The organism is Bradyrhizobium sp. USDA 4501 (assembly GCF_054062115.1).
In genome coordinates this window covers 7,832,369-7,845,085 of sequence record NZ_JBSSEX010000001.1, presented here as the reverse complement: position 1 = coordinate 7,845,085, position 12,717 = coordinate 7,832,369, and the positions used below count along the sequence as shown (strand labels likewise).

At 64.6% G+C, this 12,717-nt stretch carries 9 protein-coding genes and 1 pseudogene; 6 read left to right on the top strand and 4 right to left on the bottom strand.

Annotated features, from left to right (window positions below):
* Positions 1-258: 258 nt before the first annotated feature.
* Positions 259-1,557, top strand: coding sequence for a peptidase M15 (locus ACVWZM_RS36290; protein WP_456855787.1), 1,299 nt, complete (start codon positions 259-261; stop codon positions 1,555-1,557).
* Between the two features lie 39 nt (positions 1,558-1,596).
* Complete coding sequence (locus tag ACVWZM_RS36285) at positions 1,597-2,790, top strand: aspartate kinase (RefSeq protein ID WP_076831683.1); 1,194 nt, start codon at positions 1,597-1,599, stop codon at positions 2,788-2,790.
* A 297-nt stretch (positions 2,791-3,087) separates the two neighbouring features.
* On the opposite strand, the gene plsY is transcribed toward ACVWZM_RS36285, so the two are convergent.
* The 4 genes and pseudogenes from plsY to ACVWZM_RS36265 form a co-directional block, all read right to left on the bottom strand.
* The gene (plsY, locus tag ACVWZM_RS36280) at positions 3,088-3,741 is read right to left on the bottom strand and encodes a glycerol-3-phosphate 1-O-acyltransferase PlsY (RefSeq protein ID WP_456855786.1); all 654 of its coding nucleotides are present in this window, start codon (positions 3,739-3,741) and stop codon (positions 3,088-3,090) included.
* A gap of 35 nt (positions 3,742-3,776) precedes the next feature.
* A pseudogene (locus ACVWZM_RS36275) lies at positions 3,777-4,917 on the bottom strand (amidohydrolase/deacetylase family metallohydrolase).
* A gap of 58 nt (positions 4,918-4,975) precedes the next feature.
* Positions 4,976-6,919, bottom strand: coding sequence for a patatin-like phospholipase family protein (locus ACVWZM_RS36270; protein ID WP_456855785.1), 1,944 nt, complete (start codon positions 6,917-6,919; stop codon positions 4,976-4,978).
* 119 nt (positions 6,920-7,038) lie between these two features.
* Positions 7,039-8,190, bottom strand: a complete 1,152-nt coding sequence (locus tag ACVWZM_RS36265) for a zinc-binding dehydrogenase (RefSeq protein ID WP_456835012.1) — start codon at positions 8,188-8,190, stop codon at positions 7,039-7,041.
* Positions 8,191-8,278: 88 nt separating this feature from the next.
* Here ACVWZM_RS36265 and ACVWZM_RS36260 point away from each other — a divergent pair, with 88 nt between their 5' ends.
* The 4 genes from ACVWZM_RS36260 to ACVWZM_RS36245 all read left to right on the top strand — a co-directional run bounded on the left by ACVWZM_RS36260 (position 8,279) and on the right by ACVWZM_RS36245 (position 12,630).
* On the top strand, positions 8,279-8,956 hold the full coding sequence (locus ACVWZM_RS36260) for a hypothetical protein (protein ID WP_141343026.1): 678 nt from the start codon (positions 8,279-8,281) through the stop codon (positions 8,954-8,956).
* A 143-nt stretch (positions 8,957-9,099) separates the two neighbouring features.
* Positions 9,100-10,059 (top strand): acyl-CoA desaturase, encoded by a 960-nt coding sequence (locus ACVWZM_RS36255; protein WP_456855784.1) that lies wholly within the window; start codon positions 9,100-9,102, stop codon positions 10,057-10,059.
* A 273-nt stretch (positions 10,060-10,332) separates the two neighbouring features.
* Entirely contained in the window at positions 10,333-11,955 is a 1,623-nt protein-coding gene (locus ACVWZM_RS36250; RefSeq protein WP_456855783.1) for an FAD-dependent monooxygenase, read from the top strand.
* Positions 11,956-12,012: 57 nt separating this feature from the next.
* Entirely contained in the window at positions 12,013-12,630 is a 618-nt protein-coding gene (locus tag ACVWZM_RS36245; RefSeq protein ID WP_057019065.1) for a PilZ domain-containing protein, read from the top strand.
* The last annotated feature ends 87 nt before the right edge of the window (positions 12,631-12,717 follow it).

Genomic DNA, 12,717 nt, shown 5'->3' with positions numbered 1-12,717 from the left:
GGCGCGCATAGCTGACGGTCTGCATGACGATCGCGAACGTCGGCTCTTCGAGGTGAACCGGAAGTCACCCGGCTCGGTCGCTATGGGCGGCTTTTGACCCAAAATGGGAATCAAAGCTCGAGCGCAGGTGAATCACCGAACGCAGCAGCACGCGCCGTGCCGGGTTGCTCGCGGCCGCGCGTTGCGGTCGGGCAACACTTTCTGGAAAAGCGTAGCGCCTACGGCTTCCGCCCATTGCGCATTTCCATTTTGATCCGAATGATCGATGCCGTCGCGTGCTGGGCGGTGCAACAGGGCTCGGATCGAGCCTTTGGAGGCTACGGGGTGATGAACCCGCGGCGAATTGCGACTCCGGAGTTGTGCGGGACGGTCGTTCTCGCAGGCTGGCTCTTTGCCTGGCTTGCCGGCTCTGCTGGCATCGGGAACAGCGGCGCAGTGTCCATCGAGGACCTCGCACCATCTCTCGCCGCCAACGCCGAACTGGCTGATACGCGACAGGCCACGGCAGTCGACAACGTCAGCAAAGTGAATGCTGAAGCAGCGATGGCTGCAGAACCCCTAACGGGGCCGGCGTCCGACACGATGGCCCCGCCGCAGGCAGGTGTCATGGGTAACGCTGTCGCCAACGCCGATGCGGCGATGGCGGTTGAATCGGTGCCGGCGACGCCCCCTGATGCGACAGCAACCTCGAGCGAGCCGAAGTCAATCGTCGTGGCTGCCTTGCCGGATTCGTCGCAGACGCTGCCGGTCGAAACATCGCCGGTGAAAGCGGCGACGGCGAGCCCGCCTCCAGTGTCTGGTGACACCGAGGAGGCCGCGAGACCCCTGGATATTTTCGAGGAGTGCCTCGTCGTCGATGTCTGCATCGACCGGTACCTGTGGGCGCTCTACCAGCGGACGCCGAAGCAAGACACCATCAGCGTGCAAGAGCAGCGGAAAGTGACCGTCAAGAAGAAGCGCAAGACGGTGACTGTCACCAGGACGTTCACCAGGCGCGTCGATAACGATTTCACGTGGAAGGATCCGAAGGCGGCGGAGCGAATGGGCATGCCGATGATCGACTACGTGATTGGAGGGGTGGATCGGAGCTTCAAACTCAAGCTGTTTCACGCGCTCTACGCGGCGGAGCAGGCCGGGTTGGCGCCCGGCATCACCAGCGCGTTCCGCGATGACTACCGTCAATCGATCGCGAGCGGCCTGAAGGCGGCGTCCGACAAGTCATACCATGGCGGGAGCTTCCGCGGCGGCTATGGCCACGGGCTTGCCGTCGATGTCGTGAGCGTCAGAGGCGCGTCGCGGGCGGAGCGTTGGGTCTCCACCGAGGCCCTTTGGAAATGGATCGATGCGCGTGGACCGGATTTTGGAATCGGGCGACCGTATCTCGATCGAGATCCACCACATGTCGCGCCGATCGACGGCAAGGAATACGCCGCTCACCGCGGCGGGACGAAAGCTCAGCACGCGGAAGCGGATCGCAAGAAGCGCGACCGGGGCGCTGTGCGGGTCGTGGCAAAACGATCAAAGACCGCAAAGGCGTCGAAGGGGAGAACGATCTGATCGGGTTCAGCTGCGCCTTCCAACACGACGCGGGCAACAATGCCTAGCAATCCCATCATCGTGCAAAAATACGGAGGCGTCTGTCTCGAAACACCGGCAAGAATCCGCGCGGCCGCGAGCAGTGTCGCCGATTTGCATGGCCGCGGTCATCGTGTCGTGGCGATCGTTTCAGCGATGGGCAAGACCACCGATGAACTCGTCAGGATGGCCTATCAGGTCAGCCCGCACCCCAATCGCCGCGAACTCGATATGCTCTTGACCACCGGCGAGCGCATCAGCATGTCCTTGATGAGCATGGCGCTGTCTGATCTCGGCGTGCCGGCGATCAGCTTTACGGGCAGTCAGGCCGGTGTCATGACCGACGGGTCCCATTCCTCCGCACGCATTCTGGACGTGCGGCCCATTCGCGTGCGCGAAGAACTCGATCGTGGACGCATCGTGGTTTTGGCGGGCTTTCAGGGCGTGAACCCGCTGACCAAGGAAATCACGACGCTTGGCCGAGGTGGCAGCGATACCACCGCGGTCGCCATGGCTGCGGCGCTCAAGGCGGAGTGCTGCGAGATCATCAAGGAGGTCGACGGAGTTTGCTCGGCTGACCCGCGCATCGTCGCGGACGCAAAACCCTTGCGTCAGCTGGATTTCGCATCCCTATCCGAAATGTGCTTCTGGGGCGCCAAGGTCCTGCACTTTCGCAGCGTGGAGCTGGCCCACAGCCAAAACGTGCCGTTGGTCCTGAGAAAGTGGGGCGGCGCTCGACACAGCACGCAAGTGATGAAGGAGGTCGCAGACATGGAGAACGGAAAAGTCCTGGCCGTCAACTCGATGGCTCGCATTGAGCATGTGGAGATCGATTCGGCCGACCTCAATCAAGGCTTTGAGAAGTTCGCGCAGCATCTCCAGCAAAATGGCTTGCCTTGGCCGCAACTCCTCGCCTCGGCTTTCACCGCCGAAAAAACCCGCATCATGATGACTTGCGATTCCGAGACACTCGACGCGTTGCTGCGCACACTGGAACGGAGCAAAGACCTGCGCAAACAGCGCGAGACGCTGAGTTCGGTGAGCCTCACTTGCTTCGGCGGCATTTCCTCGGACCTGCCATACAAGGCGGTTCAGATTCTGCAACGTCACGGAATCATCGCCGACAAGTATGTTTTGTCATCGCATTCGGTAAGCTTCTTTGTTCCGATGGAGAGCCGTGAGGCCGCGGTCATGGCTCTGCATTCGCTGATCTAGTTGAAATTTGGCAAGGGACGACGTTGCCCGGCCTCGCCATCAATACCAGCCGCGCCGACTATCGCGTGGTGAAGGAGTTCCGGATGATGCGCTTCACCGGTGAGCGGTGGCAGCCTTTCGGGCCGGTCGTCGCCGACTAGAGCCTTCCCCGTTCCGATTGAATCGGAACGGGATTCCATATCCATGGTTCAAACGCGTTTTCTTAACGCGAACCGGTACCGGCTTCGCTCCGGAGCGCTCGAGGCCGGATCATCGGATTGATCGATCGGCCTTCTCTGAGGAAATCCGAACCACTTATCAATGCCCGAGCCGCGCCTCCGTGCCAGCCAGCAGCCGCTGAATGTTGGCACGATGGCGCACGATCACGTAGATGCCGCCTGCGATCACCAGCAAGCGATAGGGCAACGGTTGCTCCAGGCCGCAGACGAGGACGATCGCCGTCAATGCCGCCAGCATCGAGCCGAGGGAGACAATCCGAAAGACAGCCACCACAGCGCCAAAGGCCGCCGCAGCGCCGAGGCCGACCGGCCAGGACATCGCCAGCAACACGCCGAGCCCGGTCGCAGCGGATTTGCCGCCGGTGAAATTCAGCCAGATCGAACGGCCGTGCCCCAGCAACACAGCAAGCCCGGCCAGGCAGACAGCCCAGGACACGCAGGTTTGCGGATCAAGCGCTGCCGGCGGCGTGACGGATGGCAAGGTGTACAACCAGGGATAAAACCAGCGGGCGAACAGGATTGCTGCTACGCCTTTCAGCACGTCGACAAGGAGCACCGCCAATGCGGGCCACCTCCCGAGGGTTCGCAATACGTTCGTTGCCCCGGTGGATTTGGAGCCATGCTGGCGGATATCGATGCCCCTCAGCAGCTTGCCCGCCAGATACCCCGTCGGCGTCGAACCGAGCAGATAGGCGATCGCCAGTCCAGCCACACCCGCGATCCAGAAGATCATGCCAGTCACCTCGATGCCCGCGGCGGCGATCAATCCTAACGCGGATGCCACCAGCGTCCGCCGATCACGACGCCTTCGGATGCGATCTTGCGATCGCCGGTCAGGTGCTCGCCGACCACATCGACATAGTCGAACGTCCCCTGCCGGACCAAGAGCAGCGTGGCGTCGCCGACGCTGCCCGGCTTGAGGCTGCCGAGCTCGGGCCGCCGCAATGCCATCGCGGCATTGACGGTGGACGCCGCGATCACGTCCGGCAGCGGCATCCCCATGCAGAGGAATTTCGACATCGTCGTCACCTGGTCGTATGCCGGGCCGTCGATGCAGAGCTGATGGATGTCGGAGGAGATGGTATCCGGATAGAAGCCGTTGGCGAGCATCGCGCGCGCCGTCCTGAAGGCGAACGAGCCCTTGCCATGGCCGATGTCGAACAGCACGCCGCGCTCGCGCGCCTCCAGGACGACCTTCTTCACCGTGCCCTGCGCGGTCGCGGGCGTGTTGGGGAACGGACGGAACGCATGGGTCAGCACGTCGCCCGGACGCAGGCGCGCGAGCACCTCCTCATAGCTCGGCGGCGGATGGTCGATATGCGCCATCAGGGGCATGCCGACCTGCTCGGCAACCTCGAGCGCGATCTCCAGCGGCACCAGCCCAGAGGTGCCCGAGGCGAACAGGCCGACCCGCACCTTGATGCCGACGATCAGGTCGCGGTTCTCGTCGGCGACGCGCGCCGCGTCGATCGGATTCATCAGCCGCAGCTCCTCGCTCTCGCCGACCATCACGCGATCCGAGAAGCCGAAGATGCCGGCATGCGAGACGTGCAGATAGGCGAGGATACGGACCTGGCTCGGCTCGATCACATGCTTGCGGAAGCCGGCAAAGTTGCCGGGGCCGCGCGCTGCCGGTGTCGACCGAGGTGGTGACGCCGGAGTTGCGGCAAAACTCCTCCGCATCGATGCCGAGCGAGGTGCCGCCCCAATAGACATGAGTGTGCAGGTCGATGATGCCCGGTGAGACGATCAGCCCCGAGACGTCGCGGACCTCGGTGGCGGGATCGGCTTGCAACTCGCGGCCGAGCGCAGCGACCTTGCCCGCGGCAAAGCCGACATCGGTCACGGCATCGAGTTTCTGCGACGGGTCGATCACCCGTCCGCCGCGCAGGATCAAATCGAAAGGCATCGTGTTCTCCGGATTCGGTCCGGCACGATGGTCGACTTCGCCGGCGCCCGCAAGCCGCTCAACCGACCCGGGCCTGCTCAGAAACCGGCGCGGTCGCTGTCGCGCGATCCGCGCCCTCGTCGGCGACCATGTCCGATCCCTTGTCCGCTCCGTTGGCCGACGCGACGATGGCCGCAATGGCAGGATTATGTGCCGCCTCCGAGGCAGCAATGGTCTCGCGGGCCCAGCGGTACGAGGATTCGAAGATTTCCTGATGGCGGTCGAAATCGGTGACGTCGATGCCGTCGGGCGTCGGGGGACGCATCACCATGTCGAGCGGCGTGGTCGGCAGCGTATCATAGCGCTGATGCGCGACGAGGCTTCGCCACAGCACGTTGACGGCGCTCGGCGCGGCCGGAAGCAATTTCTTGCGGAACGGCGTCAGTAGCGACGCAAACAGCTCTAGCCGCCCCGGCAGCGCGGCATAGTCGACGTCGAACATCTCGGTTGCCGGGTCGCCGAAATGGACCACCAGATTCGGTCCGCTCTTCATCTGGTGCATCTGCGCCAGCGGAACGTTGTCGACGAGGCATCCGTCGACCAGCATCGAGCCGTCCCTCGTATAGAACGGCGGCAGCAGACCGGGGATGGCGCTCGACGCCCGCACCGCGTGCCACAGCAGACCGGTGCGGATCAATTCGAGACTGTGCGTCGACAGATTGGTCGCGACCGCCGCGAACGGCCGCCAGCAGTCCTCGATCCGGCAATTGTGGCCGTACTGCTCGGCGAGCGCGGCATCGAACGCCTTGTGGTCCAGCAAGGCGTAGCGCGGCCAGGTCGGGCGGCGGAAGCTGCGACTGGAGACGAAGATCTCATGCGTGCCGCGCTCGAGATGCTCGGCGTCGTAGTTCTTGGCAAAGCCCGCCGCCATCGCCGAGCCGACGCTGGTGCCGACAAAGATGTCGAACATCGCGCCGCGCTCACGAAACGCCTTGTAGACGCCGACATGCGCCGTGCCGAGGCTGCCGCCGCCGCCGGCGACAAATCCGACGGCGCGACCGCACAGGAAGCGAACCAGGCTGTCGATGTCGAGCTGGTCCTCGAGCGCGACGTGATGATGCATGAAGCAGGGCAGCCGCGCCAGCCACGCCGCGGTGCCGCTGACCTCGTGGCGCCTGACGTCATGAACCCGAACGAGGCGCCGCGTCGACGCCGGATGCACGGCGCAGGCGAAGCGTTCGATCTCCGTCAGATCGGGCGTCGGCGCATGGCCACGGCAGGCGAACACGACAAGGTCGGCCTGGCGGATGGTTTTCCGCGCCCACTCCGATGCGTCGGGACCACCGAAATAGGCCACCAGCGGTGCGTCGTACTCGATCCTGTTGAGCCAGTCGGCGACCTCGGATGCGTCGAGCGCGCGGCCGGGAAACATCGCCTGGACCCGCGCGAGGTCGACGATTTCGGCACCCGCAGCGGCAAGGCCTTCGCGCAGCCTGCGCTCAAAGGCGGCAGGCACCGGTTCCCGTCCGCCTGGGATCAGCGCGACCGTGCGCGCCTTCGGCGACGCCCGGAGCGGCAACAGGCGCGCGGTCTCGGTGGCAAACCGCCGCGCGAGCGCAGCCAGCAGCGCCTCGACGATCTCGGGCGTTTCCCGCGCCAGCGTCGTATAGGCGGCGCGCGTCAACACCAGCACGCTGGTGTCGCGGATCGCAATCACGTTGGCCGTGCGCGGGATATTGGCAAAGAACCCGATCTCGCCGACCAGTTCGCCGGCGCGAAGTTCCGCGATCGGTTCGGGATGACTGGTTCGGTACACCGCGAGCGCGCCATGCAGCACCAGGAACAGCGCGTCGGAGGCGCCGCCCTGCTCGACCAGCAGCTCGCCGCGCACGAGGTCGCGCCGGGTCATTGCGCCAAAGGCGATCAGCCGCTGCTCCGCGCTGAGGGTTCTGAACAGCGCGAAGTCCTCGGATACGTTTCCCCACGCAAACGTCGCGCTCGGCGGCACACGGTTCGAATGCATGATCCGATGTTAGCGCCGGGCCATCGTCCCGGCGAGCGATATCAGGGCCCAAACGGCCGCACCCTGAACACAAATCCTTGGGAGCACTGCAGCAGGATTTGCAGCATCCGCGATCTGCTTCACCCGACCAATTCCGGCCACGGCACGATGGTCGACTTCACCGTCTTCATCGCCATTGCGTCGGCAACCGCGCGGGCGACGCCGTCCTCGGTGAACGGATAGATCGTCTGCATGTCGAGCCAGGGATATTTGTTGCGCGTGCGGTAGAGCATGTCGACGCCGAGCGGCAGGTCGTTGCCGGTAAAGCCCCAGGAGCCGAGCACGTTGAGATCCTTGGTGCAGATGCGGTGCCACGAGGTGTCGATCGAGCCGGCATCGGTGAACTGCCCCATCTCGACATAGGTGCCGCCGTCGCGCAGCATCTCGATGCCCTCGGGGCCGGCGGTCGGGTGGCCCGAGCAGTCCATGACGAGGTCGGCGCCGAAACCGCCGACGATATCACGCACCGCCTTGATGCGCTGCTCCGGCGTCTTGAGCTGCTCGATTTCGACGGTCGCCTCGGCGCCGAACTTGCGCGCCAGCGCAAGGCGCGGCGCCTCCGGCGCGCCGACGCAGATCACGCGCCCCGCGCCCATTTCCTGCGCAGCGGCGACCGCGAGGATACCAATCGGCCCCGAGCCCTGGATCACCACCGTGTCGCCCCAGCTGAAGCCGCCGGCGCGGGTGGCGCGGTTGAAGGCGCGGATGCAAGAGGTCAGAGGCTCGGAGAGCGCGCCAAGCCGCAGCGACATGTCGTCGGGCAATTTGTAGATCTTGGTGCCGGGCAGCATGTCGAGATCGACATAGACATATTCAGCCCAGCCGCCCCACATGTGCGGCGCCTTGTCGAAACCGAGATAGCGGCCGTAATAGACCGGCGTCAGGCATTTGTTGGCGCTCTCGGGATAATGGATGCAGTAGTAGCAGCGGCCGCACGGCATCAAGGGCGGGATCATCACCTTCGATCCCACCTGCAGCGGCTTGCTCATGAAATCCTCGGTGAACTCCGCGCCGCATTCCACGATCACGCCGCCGAGCTCATGGCCGAGCGTGAACGGCCACGGCAACGGCTTCGGCCAATGTCCCTTCAGGATGTGCAGATCGGTTCCGCAAACGCCACAGGCACCCACCTTGATCAAGGCCGCCTTTTTGCCGATTTCCGGCCATGGCACTGTCCGGATTACCGGCTTGGCTCCAGGTCCATCATGCGTGCAGACGCGGATCTGCTCCATCGGTTCGCTCTCCCTGTCCTTGTCGTTGGGCCGGGTTCGGCCGAGCCGACTTTAAGTCAGGACGATTGGGATGTCATGAAGGCCTGTCATGAAGGTCTTGATGACAGACCTTGGCGGAACGAGGCGCTTCTCGTCCTGGCGGAGTATTTTCCGCAAGGAGGCATCGATTGTGAAAGCAGCCGAGGGCGAATTGGCTGGTAGCATTGCGGGGAATGACACCATGAATCCTGGTATCGAAGGTATCGTCGGCATGTACGTCAAGTTGGGCGAACTGGACACGCTGCAACGGATGAAGGAGCATCGACAGGGCTTGCTGGACCAATGCGTCGATACGGCGAATTTCAGCTTCGATGTGACGAGATCGATCTACAGGAGCGACCTCGAGGTGATCGAGGCCGGCATCGAGAGTCTGTATGGCGAGATCACCGGCCATGTCGACGTCGTCAACGAAAAAAGGATTTCTGGCTGGGCGCTGTACAACCAACACCCCGACAAGAGGGTCGCGATCGATATCTACTTCAACGGCAATCTCGTTGGCGAAGTCGTCGCCGATCAGTTCCGCAACGATCTTCTCAAGCTCAACAAGGGCGATGGACACCATGCCTTCGTCTTCGTGCCGCCAAGCGAATCCTATCAGCCGCCGCTGCAGATTGAGGTCCGCGCGGCGAAACGAAAGATGCTGAAAGCCGTGGCTGTTGAACCACCAGCGGCGGCAGTCGAACCGGAAACGGCTGTCGAACCGGAAATGGACGCCGAGGCCAAATAACCTCACCGCGCCGCTTCCGCGTGCCGCCACCCGGCTGAAGCCGCCGCAGACGCCAATATGGGCTGCGACATGACGGACGTGCGCGGCCGATTGACAGCGACGATCGCTTCACCGCAACCTGCGATGCAACCTCAGGTGACGGAATGAAGCCGCAACCCGGCTCGGAGCGAATCTTCGTGGACGCCAGCACCGATCCGCTGGACGGGCGCGTGCGATGGGCGCCGGCGAAGTCGCTGTGGCTTGGCGGCATGACCGCGGTCGCGATCGTCCTCGGGCCGCTGCTGTTCACGTGGAGCGCGTTCGCATTATTCATCGTCACCAGCGCGATCACGCTGTGCTTCGGGCATTCGGTCGGCATGCACCGCCGCCTGATCCATGCGAGCTTCGACTGTCCGCTGTGGCTAGAGAGGCTCTGCGTCTATCTCGGCACGCTGGTCGGGATGGCCGGCCCCTACGGCATGGTGCGGCTGCACGATATCCGCGACTGGGCGCAGCGCCAGACGGCGTGCCACGACTACTCCTGCCACCCCGCCGGTTTCTGGCGCGACGCGTGGTGGCAACTGCACTGTGCGCTGGTGCTGAAACACCCGCCCGAATGCCGGCTCGAACGGCGGCTCGCCGATGACCGTTTCTACGCCTTCGTCGAGCGGACCTGGATGTGGCAGCAATTGCCCTGGGCGATCCTGTTCCTCGCGATCGGCTCGTGGAGCTGGCTGGTCTGGGGCATCTGCGTCCGCGTCGCCGTCTGCGTCACCGGTCACTGGCTGATCGGTCATTACTCGCATCGCAAGAGCGGACAGACCTGGATCATCGAAGGCGTCGCGGCCCAGGGCTACAATGTCGGCATCGCGGGCCTGATCAGCATGGGCGAAAGCTGGCACAACAATCACCACGCCTATCCCGGCTCCGCGAAGCTCGGGCTGCTGCCGGGTCAGATCGACCTCGGCTGGTGGTTGATCAAGGCATTCGAAGCCGCAGGACTCGCGAGCAACATCAAGACGCCGGACGATCTTGCGCCCCGCCCGGGCGCGCGCCGCGTCGACGAACCAGGCAACGCCGATGCAGTCGCGCCGCGACATCGCGGCAGTGCATTGTTCCAGTAATCCGCAGCCGCGCATCTTCCGTTGCGGATCGAACGCCACGCAGCTATATACGCCGCGTCGGAAAAGGCAGACTTGGTTTGGTAAGCCCAAGTCCTTTCGGATCGAAGTCCTTTCTGGAACGAAAGACCTTTCGAAAACGAAAGCTCTGGTCTCCTGCCTCGTGCATGAGATCCCCACGACGAACACCGGACGCAGTCCAGGCGCCCAATGTTCGTCCGTGTGGTTCTCAACCCGACGAACCGCTCCGGTCGAACACCGACAAAGGAGCAGTTCATGCACGCCAGCCGCCCCCTTCCCCATGATGTCGTGATTGCCGGTGCCGGCCCGGTCGGCTTGATGCTCGCCTGCGAGCTGCGGCTCGCAAGGTGCTCGGTGCTGGTGCTGGAGCAGGCCGCGGAGGCGCACTCGCCGCTGAAGCGGCTGCCCTTCGGTATGCGCGGCCTTTCGGCGCCCAGCATCGAGGCGTTCTATCGTCGCGGGATGCTGGATGACATCGCGGCACGACAGCACGCAAGAGATGGCTCGGGCAGCAGCGCATCGAATGGCGCGCATTGGATGCAACAGCCGCGCCGCCGCCCGGCCGGCCATTTTGCCGGCATCCAGTTCTTTCACGATGATCTCGACACGTCGAAATGGCCGTTTCGTCTGCCGAGCCCGGCAGGCACCAGCATGGCGGTCGAGATGGAGGCGCTCGAATCCGCCCTCGCCGCGCGCGCAACCGCGATGGGGGTTGAGATCAGGCGCGGCCTGAGTGTCGATGCGTTCGATCAGTCGGACGACGACGTCACCGTTCGCGCCGGGGACGCGACTTTCCGCGGACGCTGGCTGGTCGGCTGTGACGGCGGCCGCAGCATGGTGCGCAAGGCCGGCGGCTTTGAATTCGTCGGCACCGATCCCGAGTTCACCGGCTATTCGGTCGAGGTCGATATATCAGATCCGGACAAGCTCCGCACCGGCCGTCACTACACGCCGACGGGCATGTATACCTACGCACGGCCCGGCACGATCGCGATGGTGGAGTTCGACGGCGGCGCCTTCCACCGAACCCGGCCGATCACGCGCGAGCACGTGCAGGCGGTGCTGCGCCGCGTCTCCGGCACGGACGTCACGTTGACGGCGGTCCGGCTTGCCACCACCTGGACCGATCGCGCCTGTCAGGCGACGGATTATCGCAAGGGGCGCGTGCTGCTCGCGGGCGATGCCGCGCATATTCATTCTCCGCTCGGCGGCCAGGGGCTCAATCTCGGGCTTGGCGATGCGATGAACCTCGGCTGGAAGCTCGCGGCCACGATCCGCGGCGACGCACCGGTGGACCTGCTCGACAGCTACTCGCGTGAGCGGCATCCGGTGGGCGCGCAGGTGCTGGACTGGTCGCGCGCCCAGGTCGCGCTGATGCGGCCAAGCCGAAGTTCGCGCGCGCTCGAAGCCATCATCCGCGACCTGATCGCGACATCAGACGGCGCGACCTACTTTGCCGAGCGCGTGTGGGGCGTTACGCTGCGCTACGATCTTGGCAGCAACCATCCGCTGGCGGGCCGGAGCGCGCCCGACTTCGAGCTCGCCTGCGGGGCTAAGCTCGGCGAGCTGCTCAGGGATGGTCGCGGCCTGCTGCTGGACTTTGATCGGCGCGCGCCCCAGCAAACGCTTGCCGATCGCTGGCATGGGCGGATCGGCTATGTCGCATGCGAGGCGCGGGATCGGCTGGGCCTTAATGCCGTGCTCGTACGCCCCGACGGCTTCGTCGCATGGGCCGCCGACACCGCCCCCCACCTCGATGAAGCCGCTCAGGTCATGTCGCGGTGGTTCGGCGAACCTGATGCGCGGCCCTGCCCCTTCCACTCACACTTCTCTTGCACCGTGTGCGGGTTCCCCGCCTCAACCGTAACCCCCCGTTAACCCTATCAGCCTTAGGGTCGTCGGGGCTCCGAATGGACGGTGGCCGGGTTTGTCGTGATGTCGTTTGCACAGAAGAAAACTACCATCGTCCCCGTAGCCGAGGAGCGGCGGCGCTTCCAGCGCGTCAAGGTGCACCTGCTCGGCCGCTACATGCTGCCCGACCGGCGCGAGTTTCCCTGCCAGATTATCAACATGTCGCCGGGCGGCCTCGCTTTGCTGGCGCCTGGCATCGGCAATGTCGGCGACCGTGTGATCGCCTATCTCGACCATATCGGCCGGGTCGAGGGACGCATCACCCGCATCATCGACAACGGCTTTGCGATGACGATCGGCGCCACCGCGCGCAAGCGCGACAAGCTCGCCGCGCAGCTGACCTGGCTCGCCAACCGCGACATCCTCAATCTGCCCGAGGATCGCCGCCACGACCGTATCGTGCCGCGCAACCCGATCGCCCTGCTGACCCAGGAAGACGGCACGCGGATGACCTGCCGCATCATCGACCTTTCCTTGTCCGGTGCTGCGATTGCTGCCGAGAACCGCCCGCCGCTGAAATCGCTCGTGATGCTCGGGCGGGTACAGTCCCGCGTGGTGCGAAATCTCGAGGAAGGCTTCGCGCTCGAGTTCGTCCACGAGCAATCGGCGGAAACGCTCGAAGAGAGCGTTACCGCGAGGTAAAGCGAACAAGCGCTCAAGACCCCTGTTTTGGCCCGCGAAGGCGGCCACCGGTGCACCGGTGGCCGCCTTCCGCGCGTTTGGCCCGGT

Bases quoted from the DNA above. Each gene is read 5' to 3' on its own strand.
- ACVWZM_RS36245 (WP_057019065.1), top strand. From the start codon at position 12,013: ATGTCGTTTGCACAGAAGAAAACTACCATCGTCCCCGTAGCCGAGGAG.
- ACVWZM_RS36260 (WP_141343026.1), top strand. From the start codon at position 8,279: ATGAAGGTCTTGATGACAGACCTTGGCGGAACGAGGCGCTTCTCGTCC.
- ACVWZM_RS36255 (WP_456855784.1), top strand. From the start codon at position 9,100: ATGAAGCCGCAACCCGGCTCGGAGCGAATCTTCGTGGACGCCAGCACC.
- ACVWZM_RS36265 (WP_456835012.1), bottom strand. From the start codon at position 8,190: ATGGAGCAGATCCGCGTCTGCACGCATGATGGACCTGGAGCCAAGCCG.
- plsY (WP_456855786.1), bottom strand. From the start codon at position 3,741: ATGATCTTCTGGATCGCGGGTGTGGCTGGACTGGCGATCGCCTATCTG.
- ACVWZM_RS36250 (WP_456855783.1), top strand. From the start codon at position 10,333: ATGCACGCCAGCCGCCCCCTTCCCCATGATGTCGTGATTGCCGGTGCC.
- ACVWZM_RS36285 (WP_076831683.1), top strand. From the start codon at position 1,597: ATGCCTAGCAATCCCATCATCGTGCAAAAATACGGAGGCGTCTGTCTC.
- ACVWZM_RS36270 (WP_456855785.1), bottom strand. From the start codon at position 6,919: ATGCATTCGAACCGTGTGCCGCCGAGCGCGACGTTTGCGTGGGGAAAC.
- ACVWZM_RS36290 (WP_456855787.1), top strand. From the start codon at position 259: ATGATCGATGCCGTCGCGTGCTGGGCGGTGCAACAGGGCTCGGATCGA.